The 21,104-nt window shown below is 54.6% G+C and carries 25 protein-coding genes and 1 pseudogene; 17 read left to right on the forward strand and 9 right to left on the reverse strand.

What is annotated here, in order from left to right:
• Window positions 1-562: 562 nt before the first annotated feature.
• Both NTE_RS05860 and NTE_RS05865 read left to right on the forward strand, forming a co-directional pair.
• Window positions 563-2,086, forward strand: coding sequence for a thioredoxin-like domain-containing protein (locus NTE_RS05860; RefSeq protein WP_148700173.1), 1,524 nt, complete (start codon window positions 563-565; stop codon window positions 2,084-2,086).
• A 43-nt stretch (window positions 2,087-2,129) separates the two neighbouring features.
• A complete protein-coding gene (locus tag NTE_RS05865) occupies window positions 2,130-2,762 on the forward strand; it encodes a nitroreductase family protein (RefSeq protein WP_148700174.1) in 633 nt (210 codons plus the stop codon).
• Here NTE_RS05865 and NTE_RS05870 read toward each other — a convergent pair.
• Window positions 2,756-3,499, reverse strand: a complete 744-nt coding sequence (locus tag NTE_RS05870; protein ID WP_158385165.1) for a DUF432 domain-containing protein — start codon at window positions 3,497-3,499, stop codon at window positions 2,756-2,758. The two genes, NTE_RS05865 and NTE_RS05870, sit on opposite strands and share 7 nt — an antisense overlap.
• A gap of 199 nt (window positions 3,500-3,698) precedes the next feature.
• Here NTE_RS05870 and NTE_RS05875 point away from each other — a divergent pair, with 199 nt between their 5' ends.
• The 3 genes from NTE_RS05875 to NTE_RS05885 are packed head-to-tail and all read left to right on the forward strand — an operon-like array spanning window position 3,699 to window position 6,909.
• On the forward strand, window positions 3,699-4,634 hold the full coding sequence (locus tag NTE_RS05875; protein ID WP_148700176.1) for a magnesium transporter CorA family protein: 936 nt from the start codon (window positions 3,699-3,701) through the stop codon (window positions 4,632-4,634).
• A gap of 50 nt (window positions 4,635-4,684) precedes the next feature.
• A complete protein-coding gene (locus tag NTE_RS05880; RefSeq protein ID WP_148700177.1) occupies window positions 4,685-5,665 on the forward strand; it encodes a mechanosensitive ion channel family protein in 981 nt (326 codons plus the stop codon).
• A 53-nt stretch (window positions 5,666-5,718) separates the two neighbouring features.
• Window positions 5,719-6,909 (forward strand): MFS transporter, encoded by a 1,191-nt coding sequence (locus tag NTE_RS05885; RefSeq protein ID WP_148700178.1) that lies wholly within the window; start codon window positions 5,719-5,721, stop codon window positions 6,907-6,909.
• Between the two features lie 2 nt (window positions 6,910-6,911).
• Here the strand turns inward: NTE_RS05885 and NTE_RS05890 are convergent, their stop codons facing one another.
• Entirely contained in the window at window positions 6,912-7,778 is an 867-nt protein-coding gene (locus NTE_RS05890; RefSeq protein ID WP_148700179.1) for a hypothetical protein, read from the reverse strand.
• An 84-nt stretch (window positions 7,779-7,862) separates the two neighbouring features.
• Here NTE_RS05890 and NTE_RS05895 point away from each other — a divergent pair, with 84 nt between their 5' ends.
• Complete coding sequence (locus NTE_RS05895; RefSeq protein ID WP_226987198.1) at window positions 7,863-8,723, forward strand: adenylate/guanylate cyclase domain-containing protein; 861 nt, start codon at window positions 7,863-7,865, stop codon at window positions 8,721-8,723.
• Between the two features lie 24 nt (window positions 8,724-8,747).
• Here NTE_RS05895 and rpsI read toward each other — a convergent pair whose 3' ends face one another.
• From rpsI to NTE_RS05915, 4 genes are read right to left on the reverse strand one after another with little or no spacing between them, the layout of a single operon-like run.
• Window positions 8,748-9,194 carry a 30S ribosomal protein S9 gene (gene rpsI, locus NTE_RS05900; RefSeq protein ID WP_226987199.1) on the reverse strand — a complete coding sequence of 149 codons (447 nt, stop codon included), beginning with the start codon at window positions 9,192-9,194 and terminating at the stop codon, window positions 8,748-8,750.
• A 2-nt stretch (window positions 9,195-9,196) separates the two neighbouring features.
• Window positions 9,197-9,658 carry a 50S ribosomal protein L13 gene (locus NTE_RS05905; protein ID WP_148700180.1) on the reverse strand — a complete coding sequence of 154 codons (462 nt, stop codon included), beginning with the start codon at window positions 9,656-9,658 and terminating at the stop codon, window positions 9,197-9,199.
• On the reverse strand, window positions 9,651-10,001 hold the full coding sequence (locus tag NTE_RS05910) for a 50S ribosomal protein L18e (protein WP_148700181.1): 351 nt from the start codon (window positions 9,999-10,001) through the stop codon (window positions 9,651-9,653). The genes NTE_RS05905 and NTE_RS05910 overlap by 8 nt, the downstream gene beginning before the upstream one ends.
• Before the next feature lie 49 nt (window positions 10,002-10,050).
• Window positions 10,051-10,707 carry a DNA-directed RNA polymerase subunit D gene (locus NTE_RS05915; protein WP_158385167.1) on the reverse strand — a complete coding sequence of 219 codons (657 nt, stop codon included), beginning with the start codon at window positions 10,705-10,707 and terminating at the stop codon, window positions 10,051-10,053.
• 127 nt (window positions 10,708-10,834) lie between these two features.
• On the opposite strand from NTE_RS05915, the gene NTE_RS05920 reads away from it, so the two are divergent.
• Window positions 10,835-11,524, forward strand: a complete 690-nt coding sequence (locus tag NTE_RS05920) for a ribosome assembly factor SBDS (protein WP_148700183.1) — start codon at window positions 10,835-10,837, stop codon at window positions 11,522-11,524.
• A gap of 27 nt (window positions 11,525-11,551) precedes the next feature.
• On the opposite strand, the gene ada is transcribed toward NTE_RS05920, so the two are convergent.
• On the reverse strand, window positions 11,552-12,646 hold the full coding sequence (gene ada / locus NTE_RS05925; protein WP_338031185.1) for a bifunctional DNA-binding transcriptional regulator/O6-methylguanine-DNA methyltransferase Ada: 1,095 nt from the start codon (window positions 12,644-12,646) through the stop codon (window positions 11,552-11,554).
• Window positions 12,647-13,074: 428 nt separating this feature from the next.
• Here ada and rrp4 point away from each other — a divergent pair.
• The 8 genes and pseudogenes from rrp4 to NTE_RS05965 all read left to right on the forward strand — a co-directional run.
• Window positions 13,075-13,740, forward strand: a pseudogene (gene rrp4, locus NTE_RS05930) (exosome complex RNA-binding protein Rrp4); the annotation flags it as partial.
• A 164-nt stretch (window positions 13,741-13,904) separates the two neighbouring features.
• Entirely contained in the window at window positions 13,905-14,645 is a 741-nt protein-coding gene (rrp41, locus tag NTE_RS05935) for an exosome complex exonuclease Rrp41 (RefSeq protein WP_148700185.1), read from the forward strand.
• Window positions 14,642-15,466 (forward strand): exosome complex protein Rrp42, encoded by an 825-nt coding sequence (rrp42, locus tag NTE_RS05940; protein WP_148700186.1) that lies wholly within the window; start codon window positions 14,642-14,644, stop codon window positions 15,464-15,466. The genes rrp41 and rrp42 overlap by 4 nt, the downstream gene beginning before the upstream one ends.
• Window positions 15,456-15,689: an eL43 family ribosomal protein gene (locus NTE_RS05945; protein ID WP_148700187.1), complete on the forward strand. Its 234-nt coding sequence runs from the start codon at window positions 15,456-15,458 to the stop codon at window positions 15,687-15,689. The genes rrp42 and NTE_RS05945 overlap by 11 nt, the downstream gene beginning before the upstream one ends.
• A complete protein-coding gene (locus tag NTE_RS05950; protein ID WP_148700188.1) occupies window positions 15,664-15,912 on the forward strand; it encodes a KEOPS complex subunit Pcc1 in 249 nt (82 codons plus the stop codon). Before NTE_RS05945 ends, NTE_RS05950 begins: the two co-directional genes overlap by 26 nt.
• A gap of 38 nt (window positions 15,913-15,950) precedes the next feature.
• Entirely contained in the window at window positions 15,951-16,352 is a 402-nt protein-coding gene (locus NTE_RS05955; RefSeq protein WP_148700189.1) for a prefoldin subunit beta, read from the forward strand.
• Window positions 16,353-16,397: 45 nt separating this feature from the next.
• Window positions 16,398-17,129, forward strand: a complete 732-nt coding sequence (locus NTE_RS05960) for an ERCC4 domain-containing protein (protein WP_148700190.1) — start codon at window positions 16,398-16,400, stop codon at window positions 17,127-17,129.
• A 28-nt stretch (window positions 17,130-17,157) separates the two neighbouring features.
• Entirely contained in the window at window positions 17,158-17,931 is a 774-nt protein-coding gene (locus tag NTE_RS05965; protein ID WP_158385169.1) for a sulfurtransferase, read from the forward strand.
• On the opposite strand, the gene NTE_RS05970 is transcribed toward NTE_RS05965, so the two are convergent.
• Window positions 17,921-18,415 carry an NOB1 family endonuclease gene (locus tag NTE_RS05970; protein ID WP_158385171.1) on the reverse strand — a complete coding sequence of 165 codons (495 nt, stop codon included), beginning with the start codon at window positions 18,413-18,415 and terminating at the stop codon, window positions 17,921-17,923. The two genes, NTE_RS05965 and NTE_RS05970, sit on opposite strands and share 11 nt — an antisense overlap.
• Entirely contained in the window at window positions 18,405-19,217 is an 813-nt protein-coding gene (locus NTE_RS05975) for an NAD(+)/NADH kinase (RefSeq protein WP_148700193.1), read from the reverse strand. The genes NTE_RS05970 and NTE_RS05975 overlap by 11 nt, the downstream gene beginning before the upstream one ends.
• A 109-nt stretch (window positions 19,218-19,326) precedes the next feature.
• Between NTE_RS05975 and NTE_RS05980 the strand changes: the two genes are divergently transcribed.
• Both NTE_RS05980 and NTE_RS05985 read left to right on the forward strand, forming a co-directional pair.
• Complete coding sequence (locus tag NTE_RS05980; protein WP_148700194.1) at window positions 19,327-20,178, forward strand: sulfurtransferase; 852 nt, start codon at window positions 19,327-19,329, stop codon at window positions 20,176-20,178.
• A 32-nt stretch (window positions 20,179-20,210) separates the two neighbouring features.
• On the forward strand, window positions 20,211-20,528 hold the full coding sequence (locus NTE_RS05985; RefSeq protein ID WP_148700195.1) for a hypothetical protein: 318 nt from the start codon (window positions 20,211-20,213) through the stop codon (window positions 20,526-20,528).
• Window positions 20,529-21,104: the final 576 nt, after the last annotated feature.

Here is a 21,104-nt window from a genome sequence, read left to right on the forward strand (position 1 = left end):
ACACGCGTGATGATTATGAATCTAAATGCTATTAAATGTAATGCCGTTTGACTCACTTTTTTCCATTAGAATGATCATTTTCGCTCGTTTCAGGCCGTGTCATGAGTTTTTATTCACAAATATCAATAATTGTGATTTGTGCTACTCCAAAGGTAACTATTTATCTCAAAATACTAGAGAATGTGATTCAGAAAACAATACTATTGCAAGAATTGGGCATGGGGGCAGTAATAGACTGGACCAAAACTTTGATGGTGCTCCAAGCGATATATACTCTTTATAATTATGGATTGTATTTTCGTGAACGGCCAGCAAAAAAGTAAGGGGGTGAAGTTTGCTTGGAATCAGGCACAATTTGCCATGGCGCGCTGCTGGCGCGCGCCAGACAAGTGCTAATGATGACGGCAACAACAAAATTTACGATGTTTCTGAATGTGTCCTCTTGTTACCACTTGTCGATCATCAGCTCATGCCTTTTTCTTGCGTCAGTATATCCGAAATGTGCAAAAAGCACCAGTGCGAGATAGTTTAAATCCGATCTCCGGGATATGGTGGCTGCAGCATGTTTCGCAGGATGGCCGGAAACGTCACTAATAGTATGACCAAGGCGCAAGAATTCCCAGAAGGGTTTGCATGGCTCAATACAGAAAAGCCGCTTTCCATGGCAAGCCTGAAGGGCCATGTCGTTGTGCTCGATTTCTGGACGTACTGCTGCATAAACTGTATGCACACGCTTCCCACGCTTGACTGGCTTGAGAAAAAATACCGCGGCCAGCCTGTCGTGTTTATCGGCGTTCATTCTGCAAAATTCTCAAACGAGCAGCAGGCACAAAACGTGCAGGAGGCAATAGGCCGCTACGAGATTGGCCACCCTGTTGTTGTCGACCAGGAAATGAAGATCTGGCGCTCGTACAATGTTAGCGCGTGGCCGACGATTGTCATCATCGATCCAAAAGGCAACGTCGTGTACCAGCAGGCCGGCGAGGGCCAGCGCGATGAGCTTGACGACGTGATTGGCGTTCTGCTGGAGCGTCATCGCGCCGCAGGGACGCTTGCACAAGAGCCAATCTCAATAGAGCATCCAAGGCGAGCACAAGGGCGCGTCCTGTCATATCCCGGCAAGCTTGCATTTTCGCCGGACGGCCGGATGCTTGCGATAAGCGATTCAAACCACAACCGCGTGCTTGTCGCAGACGCGCAAAGCGGCAAGATAATCCACAAGGTGGGAGGGACGGTGCGGGACCTTCGCGACGGCAGTTTTGAAGAGGCGCGCTTTTTCCGCCCGCAGGGGCTTGCGTGGGCCAAAGAAGACAGAATATTCGTTGCAGACACTGAGAACCACGCACTCCGGGAAATCGACATATCTGCAAAAACAGTCAGGACGCTTGCCGGCAACGGCAGGCAGGGCGCGTGGATTTCCGGCGCGCAGGACGGCAAGGTGACGCAGTTGAGCTCGCCATGGGACCTGGCATACTCTGACGGGTTTTTGTTCATCGCAATGGCCGGCCTGCACCAGATATGGGCCTACCATATCGAGTCGGGCAAGATAGGTCCGTTTGCCGGCAGCGGCTATGAAAACATTGTCGACGGCACTTTTTCAGAGGCCCAGTTTGCGCAGCCTAGTGGCCTTTCCATCTATGACAGCAACTTTTTGCTGGTCGCAGACAGCGAAGTGTCTGCGGTGCGACTGCTCAATCTTTCCAAAAAGACAGTGCAGACCGTGGTAGGAGAAGGGCTCTTTGAGTTTGGCTTTAAAGACGGCGCGCTTGCCGATGCAAGGCTGCAGCACCCGCTTGGCGTGCACTGCGCCGGCAACAAGATCTATGTCGCAGACACGTACAACCACGCGGTACGCCTGATAGACCTTGACACGCAGCAGGTGTCAACTGTGGTGGGCAAGGCTGCAGGGGAAAAAACCATGTGCAAAATAGACGACCCTGCGTGCGACACACTTGGACTTTTCGAGCCTTCCGACGTCAAGCAGCAGGGAAACACGCTGTACATAGCCGACACCAACAACCACCTTGTCAGGATGTTTGACCTTGACAAGATGGTGCTAAAGACGCTTGCCATAAAAGAAACCTAACAGGAAACCTTTTTCTGCACTGCGCACACAGCTAGACTCTGAGATGTCATCTTCGTACCCATCCGACGTGTTTTCCCGGCTGTACGCCGGCGAGGAAAGCGACAAGCTGTACCCAAAGGAAGAGGCGGCCGAGCAGGCGCCGGAAGGCGTCGAGGACGTGCTCCAGACCAACATATTCAACGTGATGCTGAACCGCAGGTCGCAGCGCAAGTTCGAGGACAGGCCGGTGGAGGACTCGAAGATGGAGATGATATTTGCAGCTGCTGACACTGCGCCCACAGCCGGCGGGTTCCAGGGGTTTGAGATATTCAACGTCAAAAAAGCCGACGTAAAGGCAAAGCTGGTCGAGGCTGCAAACAAGCAGCCGTACGTGAACGCGCCAGAAGTGCTTGTTTTCTGCATGAACCCGCAGCGGGTGAAACTGAACTTTCCGCCAGAAATCATCCGCAAGTTTTCAGTGCAGGACGCCACGCTTGCCGCCGCTTACGCGCAGCTGGCAGCGCACGCGCTTGGCCTGAGCACCGTCTGGATAGGCATGATAGATGAAAAGAAGGTCATGTCCGCGCTTGGCACCGACCTCGTCCCGTCATCGATACTGTGCATAGGCTACCCGCAAAAGATGCTGCAGCCAAAGCCAAAGCGCAACCTGGTGGAGCTCATACACACGGTTCAGTAGCCGGCGTCCATCATGAACGCCAGCGTCTCTTCCCTCCTGACGATGCTGGTCTTGTCTGAGCGCTTGACCTTCGTGTTGGCCCGAACGTTGACGATGTCTTTTCCAAAGGCCATGTCGAGCCGGACGTCGACCCCTCCGGGCACCCACGTGTCATCCTGCGCGTGGTCCAGCACGATGCCGTCCATGGGCACTATTACCTTGCTTATCTTGATCACGTTGTCGATGCCGTTGCTTATTCTGATCCTTATGAGGGCTTCTGTGTACTTTTCCACGGAGATGCCTTCCTCCGTCGTGCTCGTCTCTGACTCGGCGAGGCGGCAGACGGTGCCGGCTTCAGGCGAGCCGTACAGCGCGTACCTCTGGGGCGAAAGCGAGAACGCGTCTATCAATAGCTCTTCGTCTTCCGACTGGCGGTACACGCCTATCTCTATGGGTATCTTGGCGTACACGACTGCGTCGCTCCTCTGGTCCATGATGATTGGCGACTTGAACTTGATGTACACGTTCTTGGCCACGCGCTTTGGGGTAAGAAGCGGGGCTATTGGAAATATGCCCACTACGATGCCTCCGTCCTTGTCGGAGATTATGGTGGTCTCCGCGGCAAGGGCGCCGGCGGAATAGCGCTTGTACGAGTACGCGCCGGCGGCCTCTCCGACGACTATTTTCTGGTCGCAAAACGTTATTTCAAGCGGCTCTGACCCCGCCTGGACCTTGTGGCGCCCAAACAGTTCCTGCAAACACCTGTGACATCGGAACCTATGATTTGTAAATGTTTTCCACCCGGAAAAATATGCGCCACTAACAGGTAGAGTGCACAGCTACTGCAGTCACGGGCATTATTATCGTCATCATTGTTATTTTGCGTCTCTGCGTGTGTGTGTTTGCGGCAGCGATACACAGTAAAATAGCTCTTTTCAATAGTGATAATGACTGGACATGCTCAGGCAGGTGGAAAACGAGGGCTTTTTGTGGGTGGACATTTCTGCGCCCACACGCAACGACATGCGCGAGCTTGGCCGGCGCTTTTCGTTCCACGAGCTGAACCTGGCAGACTGCCTCTCCAAGATCCAGATACCGAAAATCGACCGCTACAAAAACCACGTCTTTGTCATACTGCACTTTCCAGCCATGACAGAAGAGCGCGTGCCAAAGCCAAGCCAGTTTGCGGCGTTCCTTGGCTCAGGCTACCTCGTGACTGTGCACCAGGAAGACCTAAAGACGGTGGCAGACACGTTTGACGCGTGCCAGCGAAGTCAAGAAGTGCGCAAAGAGCTGATGGGCAGGTCTGCCGGCTACCTGTACCACAGCCTGGTCGACGCGCTGGTGGACGAGCTTTTGAACAATGTGCGCAAGATAATGGGCAACATGGAAGACATTGAAGACGCCGTATTTGACGAGCGGGTGGCAGTGGCCCGGGAGATCTCGTACCTGCGCAGAGAAGTCACGTCGCTTAGGCGCATAGCGATTCCCATGAGGCGGACGCTTGCAGAGCTTGTGGCAAAAGACATCCAGCGTTTTTCAGAAGAAGACCTCACCCTGTACTATGACGACGTGCAGGACCACATCGACAAGGTGATAGAGACGCTCGAAGAGTCCAAGGACACCATAGAGATATTCAAGGACACAGACTTTATGCACAGCAGCGACAGGTCCAACAAGATACTTGCTGTGCTCACGATAATATTCACGCTTTCAATGCCGGCGTCCATACTGGGCTCGTTCTACGGGATGAACGTGCCGATACCTGGCGGCATAGAGGGCGGGCCGTGGACGTTCCTTGGGTCGTACACGAGTTTTGCGATAATCGTCCTTGCGTCAAGCACTTCTGCAGCGGCGATGATAGTGTACTTCCGCCGGATTAGGTGGATCTAAAGAAAGAAAACACATATACATATAGAAGAAAGGCTAATGTGAAAACTGTCTTGGCGGCAGAAGAAGGAGCTCTGTCCAGTGGTAATAGTTCGGCGACATCTGTCTTTGGGCTTCCAAGCACCATCGACCTGTTTGGGGTCCAGGTGACGCCATTTTCGATAATCCTTACGCTTGCCATCATCGTGGCCGGCTTTGCCATAGCGCACGCAGTCAGGCTTGTCACGCTAAAGTACCTTGGCACGCGCCTTCCGCCCGACGCAAGGAAGGCGACCGGCAGGACGATGTACTACGGCATAATAGCGATAGCGCTCCTCTCGGCGCTTGGCGTCTCGGGGCTTGACCTCTCCGGCCTGTTCCTTGCAGGCGGGTTTGCCGGAATCGTGATAGGCTTTGCCACGCAGTCGCTGTTCTCGAACCTGATATCCGGCATATTTCTGCACATCGACAAGCCGATGAAGATAGGCGATCCTGTCCTCATAACGGGCAAGCTTCCAGATGTCACCGGCGTGGTGGTGGAGATAACCGCGCTCTCTTCGCGCCTGCGCATGTTTGACGGGACGCTCGTGCGCCTGCCAAACAGCGACGTCTTTTTGTCAGAGATACGCAACCTTTCCACAGTCGTCGCGCGCAGGATCGAGTTTGTGGTAGGGGTCTCGTACGACTCGGACACGCAAAAGGTGATGGAAATCATCAGGCAGAGCCTGAAGAACACGCCACTGGTGCTTGTCGAGCCGGAGCCGGACGTGTATGTAAACGACCTTGGCGCATCGGCCGTCAACATCAACGTCTGGTGCTGGGTGCCCTTTGTCGTGTGGTTTGACATGAAAAAGCAGCTTGTCGAGCAGATAAAGAGGGAGCTTGACTCAAAGGGAATAGAGATACCCTTCCCGCAGCAGGTCGTTTATGTTAGGGAGGAGGGAAGGAGGAGGAAAAAGGCCCCGTGGAGAGACGTGCCAAGCAACACCGCGCAGCCCGGCCCCGGCTCTAGCGCCGGAGTAAACTTGGAAGAAGCAGTCGACAAGAACGACTAGCGCAGCAATGGATACAAGCGCGGCCTGCAAACATAGTAGGGCATACAATAACATTGGTTGAAGAAGGAGAAAAAGAAAAGGCAGGCCGCAAAAACGTCTATGCCCTTGGCTTTGTCAGCTTTTTCACCGACGTCTCGTCGGAGATGGTCTTTGCGCTGCTCCCGCTGTTCCTCACGGGGCCGCTTGGGGCGTCGCGCACCCTTTTGGGCCTCATAGAGGGCGTGGGCGAGATGCTCGGCTACACCGTCAGGATGGGCTCAGGCGTGCTCTCTGACAGGGCGCAAAGGCGCAAGCCCCTCGTGACACTGGGCTACTCGCTTTCGGCTGCAAGCAAGCCCTTCTTTGGCGCGGCCGCAGGCTGGGCAGACGCTTTTGCAGTGCGCTCGCTTGACAGGATAGGCAAGGGCGTCCGCACCGCGCCCCGGGACGCGCTGATAAGCGAATCGGCGCCGGAGGCCAAGGTCGGCAGGGCGTTTGGGATCCACCGCTCGATGGACCAGGCCGGCGCAATAGTCGGGCCTGCGCTGGCGTTTGCGCTGTTTCCGTACATCGGGTTTCAGGGCGTGTTTTACGCGTCAATTCTGCCCGGCGCGCTTGCCATAGCGGTGCTTGTGCTGTTTGTCAAGGAGCGCCTTGCACCCTTGCCATCTTCTTCAAAAGCCCAGTCAGTGTCTGCAAACGTCAGGGCGGTCCTTTCGCAAAAGAGGTTTGTCGCCCTGCTTGCCATAATGGCCGTCTTTGGCGTCGGCGCATTCAACTTTTCGTTCGTGCTTGTCCGCGCGTCGGACCTTGGCGTTCCAGAAAGCGCAGTGGCGCTTGTCTACCTTGCGATAAACGCGGCCCACACCGCAGTCGGGTATCCCGCCGGCGCGCTTGCAGACAGGGCGGGCAAGGAAAAGATGCTCGTACTTGCGTACGGCATGTTTGCGGCAAGCGCGTTTTTGATGCTTGCAAGTGCAAACGTAACGCAGGCGTACATGCTGGCTATAGTGTACGGGGCCTACGTCGGGATTGCAGAAACCGTCCAGCGCGCAGTGGTCCCCCGGTACGTGGTATCAAGCGAGCACCGCGGAACTGCCTACGGGCTCTACAACCTGGTGGCAGGCTTTTCCTTCCTTGCCGCAAACGTCGTCTTTGGGTTCCTGCTCGACTCGTCGGGGATTGCAGCAGCTGCGACCTACAGCATCATCACGTCTGCACTTGCCGCGGCCGCCATGATGGCGTTTATTATCATCAAAAAGTAAAGTTACTTGGCCTTTTTCAGCGCCTTTGCCACGTTTGCAAGCTCGCCTGCCACTTTGTCGGCGTCTGCCTTTGGTATCTTTCCAGTCTCAAACATTGCCTCGCGCCTTATCGCCTTTTTGGCGCTAGTCTTTATCAGCTCGATGTCAAAATACGTGCAGGCGCCTTCCTCGCCCTGCATCAGCCTGTTATAGTCTATTGGCACGGCCGATGTCTGGTACAATTCTATCATCAAGTCGTTGAGCTCTGCAAACAGCGCGTTCTTTCTCTCGCCCATCTTTTGGAACTCGGCCTGGCCTTTCACCGACGCTGCCTTTTTGTCAAGCTCCTCTGCCAGCTTTTCGTCCTCAAACATTTTGCTAAACAAGCCTTCAAAGTCCATCCCTGCCATGCCGCGCCTTTCAAGCTCTTGCGCAAGGGCCTTGTCCGCGCTTTCCCTGATGCCTCCGTACAGCGCGGTCGCGTCGTCGGCTATCTTGGCAAGCTCTTTTTGGATCTCTATCACGCGCCTGTCAGCCTTGTAGTACGGAAGCGCATGGAACTGGATTCCAAAGTAGCCAGAGATGTAATACTTGTTGCCAACGTCCTTGTTGAACTGGCAGAACAGCCTGTGCAGGTCTTCGGTGACTGACTTTGAAATGCCGCCTGCAAGCCAGCCTTCCATCTTGTTTGTCAGCCTCTGGTAGAACGTCTGCACGTTTTGCGGATCAAAAGTGTCTGTCTGCGTGACGGTGCCGTCGCCAAGCATTGCGTGCGACTTTTGCATGGAAATTGCAGGCTTGACTGCCTCAAGGAACTCTGCCTGGATGTTCTCAAATGCAGCATTTACTTCTTTGCTGAAATAATCCGTGCCCTTGAGCGGAAGCCTCATCTTTCTTGCGCGTGGTGTGTGCTAGTCCTTACATATAATCTCAATGACTTTAAATCTCGCGAATTACAATATCCCAAAGCAGGCGTGGCCCCGGAAGCAAAGGACGACAAAAAGGAAGCCAAGAAGGACAAGTCCGAGGACAATGACAATAATAATAACAGCAGCGCCAGCAAGAACCTCGTCGGGATGATGATGGGGGGAGATAGCAGTTCTGACAAGGAAAAGATGGCAGTCGTAGTCGACTCGGAAACGCTCGTTGCGCAGACGCAGGACAGGCTGTGGCGCGCCCTGAAGCGCCGCTACCAGTACGACTCGTCGCTCAAGCCCGGGCAGGAATATTTGCTATCGCACGTCAGCAGCAAGATCCCCCTTGTCATAATGTACGCCGACCTTGTGGGCTCGACAAACATGAGCATGACGCTCCCTGTAGACAAGCTTGTGACAATCATCCGCGCGTTCACGCAGGAAATGTCCTCTGTCGTGGAAAGCCACAAAGGCTATGTGCTAAAGTACGTGGGCGACGCAGTCATTGCGTTCTTTCCAGCAAGCTACAACCGCCTGAGCGCCTGCGACAGGGCAGTCCAGTGCGCCCGGTCGATGATAACCGTGGTAAAAAACGGCATCAACCCCATCCTCAACCAGTACGACTACCCGGAACTTGGCGTAAAGATAGGAATGGACGTGGGCGAAAACGTCATCGTACAGTATGGCCACGACAAGAGCTCGCCCATTGACATCCTAGGCTATTGCATGAACGTGGCCGCCAAGATAACATCGCTGACGGGTTCAAACAGGATATCGATAGGGCAGGACGTCTACGACCTGCTCCACCCGTCAGAGAAAACCAAGTTCAAGGAGATGAAGCTTGGTACGGAAGAATGGAAGTACCGTGACCGCGTGACGGACAAGGTGTACCGTGTTTATTCTCTGATGGAAAACAGGTAAAAGAAGAGGAAAAAGAGAGAAGGCTTAACGGTACGATTTCTGCTTTCTGCGCCTTGCGCCCGGACCGCCGAACTTTTTCGATTCAGACTGCCTGTGGTCGCCTGCGAGGAAGTGCCTGTCGTACTCTGTCAGTTTCTTGCGGATCTCTTCCCTGATGCTCTTTGGGAACGGGTGCTCCTTGGGGTCCTTGTCGCCCTTGACGTCGCCGGTAAGCGCACGGGAAATCGCGACTGCGCTTGCAAACGCCTGGCCCATAAAGCCTCCGCCTGCAACCTGCACGTTAATGTCCACCTTGTTGCGCTGCTCGCCAACGAGCGTAAGCGGCGTGAGCAAGAGCTCTTTTGCAACCTCTGGCTGCACGAGTTCTGCCGGGATGTTGTTTATCCTGACTTTGCCAGAGCCCTTGGCGATTGTCGCCACGGCCTTGCTTGTCTTTCTCTGGCCCGGGTAAAGGTCTATTTTGCTTGTCATTATTATGGTAATCCCTTCCATCCTATCTGCTTGGCAACGTCGCCCATCGAGATATAGTGCGCCTCTGGCCTTGTAATCTTGGAATCCTCAAACGACTGCATCTTGGCAGCCTTCATTTCTTCAGGGACCCCGATATATACCCTGAGACGCTGGTGCGCTTCAATGCCCGACGTCTTTTGCTTTGGGACCATTCCCCTCACCATCTTTGTCAGGACGGTGTCCGGCCTCCTTGGGTGGAACGGGCCGTGAATCGGGTTTGTGACAGAGTTGATTTCAAGGTGCTCCTTGTATTGCTCGATGACTTTGTAGCGGTTGCCTGAAAGCATCGCCTTTTCGGCGTTTACGATTGCGACCTTGTTGCCCTGCAACAGCAGTTTCGAAACATGCGAGCACATCCTGCCTGCGATGCAGTTTGTCGCGTCAACGACTATGGTTTGCGGCTTCTTTGCTTTATTGTCAGCCAATTATCCTCACACCTTTTCCGTCCGGGTATTTCTTTATCAGGTCGTCAAGGCTTACCACCTTGCCTCCCATGTCGCCGATCTTTTTGGCGGCAGACTCGGAGATTGAAAACGCGCAGACTGTCAATTTGTGGCCCAGATTGCCGGTGCCAAGCACCTTGCCAGGGACCACTATAACCTCGCTTGCCTTTGTGACCTGCGCAAGCTTGCCCAGGTTGACCTCGCTCCTGTTGGACCTTGGGCCGGAAACGCGGCTTTCAAGATCCTTCCAGATAGGCGCCTTGTTTTTCTTGGCCGCCTTGCGGAGGGTCCAAACAGTATTGTCGACTAGAGTGTTAGCGAACATAGTACGTCTTCTTCACGCTCCTAAATCTAGAATCCCCAAATAAACGTACCTAGGCGCTCTTGGGTACCTTGAGCGAGCCTATGACCTGCTTGAAGTTCTTGATCTTGGACTGCAGGCGCTCCGTGGATTCTTTCAGTATCTCTTCTGCCGTAAGGGCGCCGTTTGTTTCGATAATGAGCACTATTTCGCTTTCGTCCTTGCCGTCCTTGACTACTGCTGCTGACGTGGGCTGCCACTTGGCGTGCTGCTTGCCTACGCCAAGGCGTGCGTACGCTTCAAACTTTAGTTTCTGGCTTGGGGCGAGCACGACTATTGGGATGTCCTTGCTCACCGGCTTGACCATCTCGTCTTCTGAAACCATCTCGCCGGAAGTGACGACCTTGGTCTTGTCGGTGGCCTCTGCGTCAAGCACCAGGAGAACCCTGCACTTTGAGCAACCAAGCGTGCTTCCGCAGTCGCACTCGTGGGGCATCACGAACCTGCCGGGGTCCGTCCTGAGCGGTATGAGGCCGAGGCGGTGGGCCACTGCCTCGTCGTGCATGACTGACGAGTTTTCAAGGATTACGACATCATCGATTGCAAGCGTCGGGACCTCGCTTATGGCAAGGCGCCTGAGCGCGTTGACGTACTGCCTTGGAATATTGTTAAACTTGACAACGATCCTGTTATCTGATTTTTCAACAACTTCGACCGAAGGAGAAGCCAATACTTCCGGAAGTTCCCAAAACGTCCTTAAAAATCTACCGAAACTTGCAAAAATTATCGGCTTGCAGGAAGAAGGAGTTGACACGCATAAATACATCTTGATTCAAAAAGCTGCTGTAGTAAGAGATATGACGGAGAACAAGTTCACCATAGTTCGCCTCGCAGTCGAAGGCGACAAGTTCGAGCTGCTGGTCAAGCCCGACCCTGCCCTCGAGTACAAGCTGGGCAAGAGGGCGGACATTTCAAGCGTGCTTGTTTCCGACGAAGTCTACTCTGACGCAAACAAGGGCTCCCGCGCTTCAAGCGAGAAGCTCATGAAGCACTTCAAGACCACCGATTCTGCAGAGGTGGCCCGGCAGATACTTGCCCGCGGGGAATTGAACCTCACCACCGACCAGCGCCGCAAGATGGTCGAGGAAAAGCGCAAGCAGATTGTGGCATACATCAACCGGAGTTTCGTAGATCCAAAATCGCACCTGCCGCACCCGATAACCAGGATAGAGGCCGCCATGGAGCAGGCAAGGGTGAGCATCGACCCGCACAAAAAGGCAGAGGACCAGGCCAAGGACGTGGTAGATGCCCTTCGTGCGATATTGCCATTAAAATCAGAGACTCTGAAGCTGATAGTGAGGGTGCCTCCGCAGTACGCGGGCCAGTCCTACAGCGTGATAAAGCCGGCCGGCGACCTAAAGAGCGAGGAGTGGCAGGCAGACGGCTCTCTGAGAGTGGTGATAGAGATGAACGCCGGCATGCGCGGGAACTTTATCGACCGGCTCGGCTCCGTGACCAAGGGAACGGCAGAAGTGAAAGAGGCATAATGATGGCGCCTGCTTGAACGATGTTTTTTATGATCCGTGCGTTTGGGCGCGCGCCTCTTTTTTCAACAGCACCCGCTTGCGTTCTACGCCCCAGCGATAACCTGACAGCGCGCCGTCGTTTCTCACCACGCGGTGGCACGGAATTGCCACCGCAAGGGCGTTGGCTGCGCACGCCTGGGCCACGGCCCTGACCGATTTTGGGGAGCCGATGCGGTTTGCAATGTCCGTGTAACTTGCCGTAGAGCCGGCCGGGATTTCACGTAGCGCCTGCCACACGCGCTGCTGAAATGCAGTTCCGCGGATATCAAGCGGCAGGTCAAGCCCGAGCGCAGGCGCTTCGACAAAGCCGACCACTTTTGAGACGAGTTGCTCGAACTTGGCATCGCCGCCGATCAGGTTGGCTCGCGGGAACCTGTCCTGCAGATCGCGCACCAATTCGTCGGGGTCGTCGCCCAGAAGAATGGCGCAAACACCATGCTCGCTTTGAGCGACGAGGATAGACCCAAGGGAACACTCTCCAACGGCAAAATGTATTTCTGTACTTGCGCCGCCGGCGCGGTAGTTCGAAGGTGTCATTCCCAATACCTCGTTTGATGTCTCGTAAAATCGTCTGTTCGAGCTGTATCCTGCGTCGTAAATAGCCTCTGTTACCGTTTCACTCTGGCCGAGTTCACTCCGAATGCGTTTTGCGCGGTGTGCCAGCGCGTACTCTCTTGGGGTGAGTCCAGCAACCTTCTTGAACACGCGGTGAAAGTGATACGTGCTCATTCCCGCGTGCTTTGCCAGTTCTTTGAGGCTTGGCGCGTTCTCTGATTCTTCGATGAGTCGGCAGGCTTGTGTGACTTTGGCCGCATGCTGCTCGGTCAGCGAGGGCTGGTTGGGCTTGCAACGCTTGCATGGACGGAGGCCGGCTTTCTCGGCTTCCTCACGCGTCATATGGAAGCGGACATTCTCCGGCCGCGCCCGGCGAGCAGCGCACGAAGGACGGCAGTACACGCCGGTGGTCTTGACCGAGTAATAGAATGTGCCGTCTGCCTCGGTATCACGGGCGACGACAGACGCCCAACGGGGATCACCTTCCGTTGCAGCCGCAAGTTGCGCATTTTTCGGTGTCATGCTCATAACGCTCTCTGCTTACAACTATCCGCAAAATGAATTTAAGACTATTGACGGCTTTTTGCTTTCAAATCCATGGGTGCCGATGCCTGAAATTTCCTTCGCCCCAATCACGTTCATTTTGAAAAAATCAAGATCCGTCTTTTCTCGTCGGCTTTTTGTGCCAAGCCTTCTTGAGAATTTCGCTTGTTCAATGATGCAGGCGATAGCAGTGGCACGGCGTCAGCAGCGATGACAATATTTTTTGTGCAAAAATGTGTGCAAGTCGTATAGGAATAACGCAAATTTTATCTTGGCGAGAACCGGAACCTCTTGTGAGTTGTGCAAATGGGTTATTATATAAGTCGGATATTATTATTGCCCACAAGGAGAAGAAATAATGAAATGGAACAGTCGTTTTGTGACGGGCTTTGCCCCGTGGTGAGTTAGCGTATATGAATGACGTGCGCAGAAGATATGTTATCCCCGGCGACAAGATAGTCGAGGGCAATTACAGGCCGATAATGAACGTTGTAAGGTCGGGAAACGCGCTGATAGCAACCCGCATTGGCATTGCAGAGGCGGGCCGCGACGGCGTCAAGGTGATACCGCTGTCAGGAGTCTACATCCCCCGCGTAAACGACCTTGTGATAGGCAAGATAGTAGACCACACCTCGCTTTCATGGGAGGTGGACATCAACTCATGCTTCTCGGCTAACCTTCCTGCATCCGACGTCTTTGGCAGGGACTTTTCGCCTGCAAGGGACGACATGACAAAGCACCTTGCGATAGGCGACATGATAACGGCCCGAGTCGCGGCCTTTGACAGGACGCGCGACCCGATGCTGACCCTGCAGGACCGCGACCTTGGCAAGATACCAAGGGGCGAGCTGCTAAAGATATCAGCGACAAGGGTCCCGCGCCTGATAGGCAAGCGGGGCTCGATGATCCAGACGATAGAGCAGGCGACGCAGACTCGCGTGCTCATCGGCCAGAACGGCATCGTGGTCGTGACGGGAAGAAGCCCAGAAGGCATAGAGCAGGCGGTAAAGGCTATAAGGATGGTAGAAGACGAAGCCCACACGGCCAACCTGACGCAGAGGATCAAGGTCCTCCTCAACGTGCCGGACACGCCGGCAGCAGCAGAAGAGGCGCCGCCCGCAAGTAGCAACGGTGGCAGTAGTGGTGGGGGGGCTCCGATACCGCCGCCGCAGCAGGAAGCAACCCGCGCGGATTCTTCAAGTGAAACACAACAAGGAAAAGAAATGGAGGTTCCAGATGAAAAATGACACAGACAAGAAATTTGATAGATGAAAACGGCAAGAGGACAGACGGGCGCACGATTGACGAGCTGCGCAACGTCAAAATAGTCGTCGGCACCGTGAAAAACGCCGACGGCTCGGCTTACATTGAATTTGGCAAGAACAAGATTGTGGCGGCAGTGTACGGGCCGCGAGAGGTGCACCCAAAGCACCTCGCGCAGCCCGACAGGTGCGTGCTGCGTTGCAGGTACCACATGTCGCCGTTCTCGACAGACACGCGCAAAAACCCTGCGCCTTCAAGGAGGGAAGTCGAGATTTCAAAGGTGATGCGCGAGGCGCTAGAGCCGGCGTTGATGCTTGAAGACTATCCGCGCGCTGCCATTGACGTGTTTGTTGAAGTGCTCCAGTCAGACGGCGGCTCCCGGTGCGCCGGCATCACAGCCGCGTCTGTTGCACTTGCAGACGCCGGCATCAACATGCGCGACATCGTCGCGGCGTGCGCGGCAGGCAAGGTCGACGAGAAAATAGTTCTTGACATCAACGACACCGAAGACAAGGAAGGCGGAGCAGACATGCCAGTAGCGTACATGCCGAGGCTCGGCCAGGTGACTCTGATGCAGCTGGACGGCAAGCTGACAAAGGAACAATTCAGCGAATGCCTCGACAAGGCAATAACTGGCTGCAACATGGTCTACGAGATCCAGCGCCAGGCGCTGATGCAGAAATACTTTGGCAACGAAACGGAGGTCAAGGAAGAACAATGAGCACATCAAAACGTTCCTCGATAATAGTGGAGCACCTGCGCAAGCAGCAGATGCTTGACATGATGGCAAAGGGCAAGAGGATTGACGGCCGCGCGTTTGACGAGCAGAGGCCGCTAGAGATAGAGACGGACGTGATAAAGAAGGCAAACGGGTCAGCCCGCGTAAAGCTGGGCAACTCTGAGGTGATAGCAGGCGTCAAGGTGGAGACTGGCGAGCCGTTTGAGGGACTTGAGAACAAGGGCGCCCTCATCGTGTCAGCCGAGGTCCTGCCGACCGCGTCGCCGCACGTGGAGCCGGGCCCTCCAGACGAGGAGGTGATAGAGCTTGCACGCGTGGTTGACAGGGGGGTGCGGGAATCCGAGATGGTCGACCTTGAAAAGCTGGTGCTTGTAGAGGGCAAGGTCGTCTACACGATATTCGTGGACTGCAGCGTGCTAAACGCCGACGGCAACCTCTTTGACGCAACGTCGTACGCGACTGTTGCAGCAATCCTGACGGCCAAGATACCCGTCCTTGAAATGCAGGAGGGCAAGGTGGTAGACACGGGCAAGACTATTCCGATGCCCGTTACAACGGTCCCCATCTCCATCACGCAGGTCAGAATAGGCGATGCCATACTGGTCGACCCGACTGCAGAAGAAGAGGGCGCGATGGACGCGAGGATAACCATAACGACGTCGGACGAGGGCTATTGCGCGCTGCAAAAAGGCTACACGGGCTCGTTTACGATAGAGCAGATAAAGAAGGCGGGCGAGACAGCAAGAATTAAAGGAGAGGAAGTCCGCGCCAAGATAAAGGAGATAACGAATTATGGCACGTAAAAAGAGCTCGACAGCCCTGAAGGGCCAAGGCGTCAAGTTCGGCGCCACGGTCCGCAAGCGCTATGGCAAGGTCTACCGCACGCTCCACAAAAAGCGCCGCTGCCCGTCCTGCGGGTCGCTGAGGTTTGGCAGAATCGCCTCTGGCATCTGGGAATGCCCCAAGTGCAGCTTCAAGATAGCGTCGGGCGCGTACGACATTGACCTCGAAAGCCTGCAGAGCTGAAATAAGGATCAGGGTCAAGGAGCCGTCAAAGGCAAGGCCGATTTATTCCGCACTGGCTCCAGACCTGAAAAAACTGCAAGGAAAAAACGAAAGGCTGGGACTGACTGTCTCCGGCTCTTCTCTTGGTTTTTCAATCGAAACGGACGACCTTGCGTCCCTGCGAGCAAACGTAAACTCGTATCTGCGTCTGGTCGACGCGGCACACCGGTGCCTAACGCTATGATTTTATGTTGGTGTGCTTAACGTTTTTCGAATAGCAACATGAGTGAACAGGAACTTCCACCGTGGCTTAGAGAGCAAGTATCACGCTTACAACAACTGCAGCAGAACCTGCAGGCGATAATGATGCAAAAGCAGCAGCTGGAAGTCGAGGCGGTGGAGACTGACCGCGCCCTTGAAGAGCTGAAAAAGGCAGGGCCGGAAGACGCCGTCTACAAGGCCGCCGGCTCTGTGATGGTCAAGGCAAAAAAAGACGACGTGGTAAAAGAGCTTGAGGAAAAGAAAGAGCTGTCTGCCACCCGCGTCAAGGTCCTTGAAAAGCAGGAAGGGCGCGTCAAGGACAACCTCAAGGAGGTCGAGTCCAAGATAAACGAGATGATACGCGGCGGAGGGGGTGGCCCGGGAGCCGCAGGCGCGGCAGGCCCAAAACCAAAGGCCGAATAGATAAATAAAGAAAAAATATAGCCAAGAAGGGCACTCTGCATTTTTGTGCCGGCACGCATCGTAGTCGATGAAAGGGAGCGCCCTAGCGGCATCCCTGACATCCTGCGCAAGTCAGGAGTGGTTGTCGACTTTGCGCAGCTTGTAGTCGGCGACTATATCGTTTCTCCAGACACTGCCGTTGAGCGCAAGACCGTGCATGACCTTGTCCATTCTATATACGACGGCCGGTTGTACGTCCAGTGCGCGCAGCTTGTCAAGCACTACCAAAAACCCATCGTGATAATCCAGGGCGACCTGACAAGGCTTGCAGAAATCCCTGACAACATTGAAGATGAGGAGAAAAAGAAAAAGATGGCCGAGCGCCTGCCGCTTGCCTTTGACGCGCTTGCCACCGTGGCGATGGAGTTTCGAATACCCGTGCTGCATGCGCCAGACGCCGAGCACGCCGCCGTCCTTTTGGGCACGCTTGCCGCAAAGGGACTGCAAAACGGGATAACGTCAGGCCCGCTCTTGAAAAAGATCCGCAAGGAAAACCCTGTTTATTTGCAGCAGCTGTACGTGCTGTCGTCGGTTCCGGGAGTAGGGGACAAGCTTGCCGCAAGGATGCTTGAAAAGTTCAAGACGCCCCAGCGCGCGCTCAACGCGTCGGCGGCGGAGCTTGCGACCATTCCGGGCTTTGGGCTTGCCCGCGCCCAGCGCCTGCGCAAGATACTCGACTCTGCGGCAAAGACAGACAGCGTGATACAAAAGACGCTCTTTGAATCTAATGAATTATAAAATCAGGGTGCAAACCAATGCCTCGCTTATGACGCTAATAACCGTTGAAAGCAAGTGGCTTGCGGCCAACCTTGACAATCCAAACGTAGTTATACTTGACACTCGCGGCCAGATGCTCTACCGCTTTGGCCACATCAAAAACGCGCTTTCCCTCGGGATGGAGATGGTGGTGACAGTCGCGCCAAACGGCGCCAACCTCGTAATAGAGGGCGCGCAGGCAGAAAAGGTCTTTGGCAGTTATGGCATTGACGATTCAAAAAAAGTAGTGGTATACGGCGAGCAGGACGACCCGGCCGCTGCAAGGGTAGCCTGGAGCATAATGTACCATGGACATCCTGACGTTGCGCTTTTGGACACCGGCTTTTCAGTCTGGAAGCACCTTGGCCTGCCAGTCACCAGAGACGCGGCGCAAGCAAAGCCGGCGCAGTTCACGTCAAAGCCAAAGCCTGAGATAAGGATCGACGCCGAGGCCATCAAGGCAAAGGCCGGCGACCCATCGTTTGTAGTGGTGGACGCAAGGACTCGGCAGGAGCACATGCAGGCAAGAATACCCAATTCCGTCCTGCACGACTGGGAGCAGGGCGTGGGCGCAAACGGCTCGGCGTTTCTTTCGCCGGAAGAACTGAAAAAAGAGTTTGAAAGCAAGGGAATAACGCCGGACAAGGAGGTGGTGTGCTACTGCCACTCGGGCGTGCGGGCGTCGCACAAGTACATGCAGTTCCGCCTTGCCGGCTATGAAAAGGTCCGGCTGTACGACGGCTCGATAATCGACTGGGCCATGCGCAGAAACCCTATCCGGTAGAAATTTTTTTGTACCTTCTTTTTAGCTTGTTGCCGCACAGCGGGCACTCTAGCTTTTCTGGTGAAAACGCCTTGCCGCATGCGCTGCAGTACGCAATATACCTCCGTGTCTCTCTGATGCCCTTGCCAGACGATGCGACCGTTTTGATTTCAAGCGTCGCGGCAACATTTGCAACCGCATAGTCGTCTGACGCCAAAGTGGCCTTGCGTTCTAGTGCAAGAGCAAGTATCGAAACGTCGGCGGCAGAAAGTTTCGCCAAGTCGCCTGTCTTTTTTGCGGCTGCGGCAACTGCGTCAATGCTTTTTCTGTCCGGGTCAAGCACCTGTAGGTTCCCTGCGTGTACGAGCGCGTCGAGGGCCGCAGCCTTGACGTGCTTTATTTCGTCAAAAACGGCGCTTGTAGTGACGCATTTTGCTCCTGACAAAAACGCAATCCCTGCGTAGAACGCGCTGGCGTCCAGTGCCAGCTCTTCTCTAGAACCCAAGTTTTGCAAGCTGCCTCATGCCCTTCTTGTTGAGGCGCAGAAAACGCACGTCGTGCGGGTACCGTGCAATCCTTACCTCCTGCCCCGCTTTTATGATGTGGTTTTCCTGCCCGTCAATAACGAGGTGCGACTTGTGGCTGCTCTTTACCACTATCTCCTCTATTGGTATGACAAGCTGCGGCATCTTGTTCACCGGCGCAATGGGACTCAGGATAAGGCAGCTCATGCCTTCGTGCAGGACCGGCCCGCCGATTGAAAGGTTGTGACCTGTCGAGCCTGTGGGCGTCGAAATGACGATGCCGTCCATCCTGTGGCTCTTTTCGTCCCCCATCAGCTTTATCGAGATGGTGGGCGTGCGGGAAAGGTCCGCCCTTGTTATCAGTATCTCGTTGAGCGCCGGCGAAAACGCCGTCTTGCCCAAAAACGCCTGTATCCTTATCCTTGAATCGTAAAAGCCCTTGCCGTCAAGTATGTCGTTTATGGCGCTCTGCATGTTGTCCGTGTCGACTTCGGAGAGTATGCCTCTGTGGCCTCCGACGTTTATTGAAAGCAGTGGCAAGTCGCCGGGTATCGTGCGAAACGCCTTCAGGGTTGTGCCGTCACCGCCTATTGCAAAAACAAGGTCCGCCTTGCCTTTTACGTCGTCTGGTTCAATGGTGTCGATGCCGTTTATCCTGAGCGGGGAAATCGCATATGCCAAGATGCCCTTTGAATCAAGCATCTTGGCTATCTTTGCAGCAGCCGCCTTGGCTTCGGCGTTTTTCCTCTTTGTTATTATGGCCACGGCGCGGACCTTTTCCATCTTCTCTGCTTCTATTGCTATTCTGGCGTCTTAAAATGCGTTTTGCGCATAATCAGCATAGCTACGTACCTTCCAAAGATTTTAAGTACGTCTGCAAGACATCTCCCCTATGGCAAGTTACTCTCATCCAGAGGTTCTCACCGAGACCGACTGGGTTGCAAGCAACCTGAACAACAAGAACATCAAGATACTTGAAGTCGACTATGACCCGGAAAACGCCTACAGGCAGGGTCACGTGCCGGGAGCCCACCTTGTTTGGTGGAAGCGCGACATCAACGACCCCGTCAGGCGCGACATCATAAGCAAGCAGCAGTTTGAAGCGTTGATGAGCAAGGTCGGCGCAACTTCTGACACGGAACTTGTGCTGTACGGCGATTTTAACAACTGGTTTGCGGCATTTGCGTTCTGGGTGTTCCAGTACTATGGCCACAAAAAGATCAAGATAATGAACGGTGGCAGGAAAAAATGGGAGCTTGAAAAGCGCGAGTACGCAAAGGACGAGCCGTCAGTCACTCCAAGCAAGTACGTCGCAAACCCTGCCGACGAGGGAGTGCGCGCCTTCATGCCCGACGTCAGGAGAGCGCTGGAAAGGGCTCAGGAAATAGTCCTTGTAGACGTCAGGTCGCCAAAAGAGTTTACAGGCGAGATAACTGCGCCGCCGGAATACCCGATGGAGCACGCCCAGCGCGGAGGGCACATCCCCGGCGCAAAGAACATCCCGTGGGCGCAGGCGGTCAAGGACGCAGACGGCACCTTCAAGAGCGCAGAAGAGCTAAAGGCGCTGTACGAGGGCAAGGGCGTGACGCCGGACAAGGAGGTGGTGTGCTACTGCAGGATAGGCGAGCGCTCGTCCCACAGCTGGTTCGTGCTGAAATACCTGCTTGGCTACCCGTCTGTCCGCAACTACGACGGCTCGTGGACTGAATGGGGCAACATGATAGGCAATCCGATAGAGAAATAAGCCCTTTCCTTCTTTCTTTTTCTTGTTAAGGCATGCAGCAGATAGACCCTTCTGACACGGTAAAGCGAGGACGTTTTTACTTTATCTACGACAGGCCGCCGCATTTCGTGATGGAGGACAAGACCAAGAGGGGCCTTGAAGTGCGCGAGCACACCTTGGACGAAAAGTACGGGGTTGAGGCCGACCGTGGCATGATATACGACATGGACGGAATAGGTCACAAGGTCGGGATTCGCTGGTACTTTCCAAAATCGCAGCATGCGCTTGAGCAGGTCGTCGCAAAGGCGGAGGAAATGGAAAAGCGCTACCTGGCGATCCGGGAGATGACCTGCCCGGACGACGAAGATTAGGCTATAAGAAGAAAAAACGAAATACTTTTAGACCATATAAAGGCCTAGGTACCACGAACAATCACAATGTCTGCTCTGCTCAAGGATCGAGTATGGACTATGCTGTCAGAGACTGCCAAGAGGGGTGTCTACCCGCTCCATGGCAGCAAGCTTGGTATCTACAGGATTCCAGTCGAGATAACCGACAAGGCCGACATAGCCAGCATCCAGAACGACCTGCGCCCTGCAGGCTTTACCATGCAGACCCACGCGGACAGGATCTACGTCACCTACAAGTGGACAGAGAAGGGCGTCGACCCCGTGACCGGCGAAGATCTTTCGGCAGACCTTAACATTACGGTTGAAATTGTAACGGGCGAGGTAGTTGACCTCATTTACCAGATAAGGCAGATAGAGTACTTTGGCGACCCGTACTGGATAAAGAACTACCGCGCCACTGCAGACAAGAACGCCAAGATGGTGATTGACACTATAATCCGCAATACCAAGATAGGCGACAAGATGATAGCCCAGTACCAAAAGGCCGAAAAGCTGACGCTAGAGCAGGCGATAAAGAAACTTGAAGAGCTCACCCCG

The sequence above is a fragment of the Candidatus Nitrososphaera evergladensis SR1 genome, from assembly GCF_000730285.1.
Lineage (GTDB): Archaea > Thermoproteota > Nitrososphaeria > Nitrososphaerales > Nitrososphaeraceae > Nitrososphaera > Nitrososphaera evergladensis.

Excerpts from the sequence above, each read along its gene's own strand:
- NTE_RS05860 (WP_148700173.1), top strand. The coding sequence starts at position 563 with ATGTTTCGCAGGATGGCCGGAAACGTCACTAATAGTATGACCAAGGCG.
- NTE_RS05865 (WP_148700174.1), top strand. The coding sequence starts at position 2,130 with ATGTCATCTTCGTACCCATCCGACGTGTTTTCCCGGCTGTACGCCGGC.
- NTE_RS05875 (WP_148700176.1), top strand. The coding sequence starts at position 3,699 with ATGCTCAGGCAGGTGGAAAACGAGGGCTTTTTGTGGGTGGACATTTCT.
- NTE_RS05890 (WP_148700179.1), bottom strand. The coding sequence starts at position 7,778 with ATGAGGCTTCCGCTCAAGGGCACGGATTATTTCAGCAAAGAAGTAAAT.
- rpsI (WP_226987199.1), bottom strand. The coding sequence starts at position 9,194 with ATGACAAGCAAAATAGACCTTTACCCGGGCCAGAGAAAGACAAGCAAG.
- NTE_RS05910 (WP_148700181.1), bottom strand. The coding sequence starts at position 10,001 with ATGTTCGCTAACACTCTAGTCGACAATACTGTTTGGACCCTCCGCAAG.
- NTE_RS05920 (WP_148700183.1), top strand. The coding sequence starts at position 10,835 with ATGACGGAGAACAAGTTCACCATAGTTCGCCTCGCAGTCGAAGGCGAC.
- ada (WP_338031185.1), bottom strand. The coding sequence starts at position 12,646 with ATGAGCATGACACCGAAAAATGCGCAACTTGCGGCTGCAACGGAAGGT.
- rrp41 (WP_148700185.1), top strand. The coding sequence starts at position 13,905 with ATGACACAGACAAGAAATTTGATAGATGAAAACGGCAAGAGGACAGAC.
- rrp42 (WP_148700186.1), top strand. The coding sequence starts at position 14,642 with ATGAGCACATCAAAACGTTCCTCGATAATAGTGGAGCACCTGCGCAAG.
- NTE_RS05945 (WP_148700187.1), top strand. The coding sequence starts at position 15,456 with ATGGCACGTAAAAAGAGCTCGACAGCCCTGAAGGGCCAAGGCGTCAAG.
- NTE_RS05955 (WP_148700189.1), top strand. The coding sequence starts at position 15,951 with ATGAGTGAACAGGAACTTCCACCGTGGCTTAGAGAGCAAGTATCACGC.
- NTE_RS05965 (WP_158385169.1), top strand. The coding sequence starts at position 17,158 with ATGACGCTAATAACCGTTGAAAGCAAGTGGCTTGCGGCCAACCTTGAC.
- NTE_RS05975 (WP_148700193.1), bottom strand. The coding sequence starts at position 19,217 with ATGGAAAAGGTCCGCGCCGTGGCCATAATAACAAAGAGGAAAAACGCC.
- NTE_RS05980 (WP_148700194.1), top strand. The coding sequence starts at position 19,327 with ATGGCAAGTTACTCTCATCCAGAGGTTCTCACCGAGACCGACTGGGTT.
- NTE_RS05985 (WP_148700195.1), top strand. The coding sequence starts at position 20,211 with ATGCAGCAGATAGACCCTTCTGACACGGTAAAGCGAGGACGTTTTTAC.